Annotated in this window: 1 protein-coding gene; it reads right to left on the reverse strand. The window is 74.6% G+C overall.

The window, feature by feature from the left end:
- Positions 1-1,241 (reverse strand): SDR family NAD(P)-dependent oxidoreductase (locus ACFXAM_RS38780; RefSeq protein WP_380298640.1); only part of this gene is annotated, 1,241 nt, incomplete at its 3' end.
- Positions 1,242-1,280 lie beyond the last annotated feature (39 nt).

Raw genomic sequence — 1,280 nt, forward strand, 5'->3', positions numbered from 1 at the left:
TAGAGCCCCTCCAGATCCCAACCACGATCCGCCGGGAACCCACCGATCGCATCACCACCCCCGGCCACCAGCCGCCACAACTCCTCCGGCGACGCAACGCCACCGGGATACCGGCAACTCATCCCCACGATCGCGATCGGCTCGTCCGCCCCGGCCGTCGGCCGGGAGAGGCCGGCGAGCTCCCGCTCGGCCGTCGACGAGCCGACCAGCTCGGCCAGCAGGTACCGCGCGAGCGCCTCCGGCGTCGGGTGGTCGAAGACCAGCGTCGCCGGCAGCCGCACCCCGCAGGCCGCGTTCAGCGCGTTGCGCAGTTCCACGGCCGTCAGCGAGTCGAAGCCCAGGTCCCGGAACTGGCGGTCCACCGCGACGGTGGCCGCCGACTCGTGGCCCAGGACGGTGGCCGCCTGCTCGCGCACCAGGGACTGCACGAGGTCGAACTGCTCGGCCTCGGAGCGGCCCGCCAGTCGCTGCGCCAGCGAGGATCCGGGCGCGGCCGTGGCGGCACCGGCCGTCGTGCGCCGCACCGGGGTCCGCACCAGAGCGCTGAGCAGCGGCGGCAGCGACCCGGAGCGGGCCTGTGCGGCCAGCGCGGCGTACTCCAGCCGGGTGGGCACCACGACCGGCTCGGCGGTGCGCAGGGCGGCGTCGAAGAGCGCCAGGCCGTCGGCGGTCTCGATCGCGGTCATCCCCGAGCGGGAGATCCGGCGCCGGTCCGCCTCGCTCAACTCGCCGCTCAGCGTGCTGTCCTGGGCCCACAGGCCCCACGCCGTCGACACCGCCGGCAGCCCGGCCGCCCGCCGCTGCTGCGCGAGCGCGTCCAGGAAGGCGTTCGCCGCCGCGTAGTTGCCCTGCCCCGCACTGCCGAGCACCCCGGCCGCCGAGGAGAACAGGACGAACGCCGACAGCTCCGCATCCCGCGTCAACTCGTCCAGATGCAGAGCCGCGTCCACCTTCGGACGGAACACCCGGTCGATCCGCTCCGGCGTGAGGGCGGTGACGATGCCGTCCTCCACCACTCCCGCCGCGTGGACGACTCCGGTCAGCGGGTGCTCGGCCGGGACGGCCGCCAGCAGCGCGGCGAGCGCATCACGGTCCGCCACGTCGCACGCCGTGGTGGTCACCTCGGCGCCCAGGGCGGCGAGTTCGGTCTCGAACTCCACGGCTCCCGGTGCCAGTTCCCCGCGACGGCTCACCAGCAGCAGACGCCGCACACCGTGCCCGACCACCAGATGACGAGCCACCAACCGCCCCAACGTCCCGCTCGCACCCGTCACCAGCAC

Origin of the sequence: Kitasatospora sp. NPDC059462 (assembly GCF_042749955.1) — a bacterium.
Classification (GTDB): domain Bacteria; phylum Actinomycetota; class Actinomycetes; order Streptomycetales; family Streptomycetaceae; genus Kitasatospora.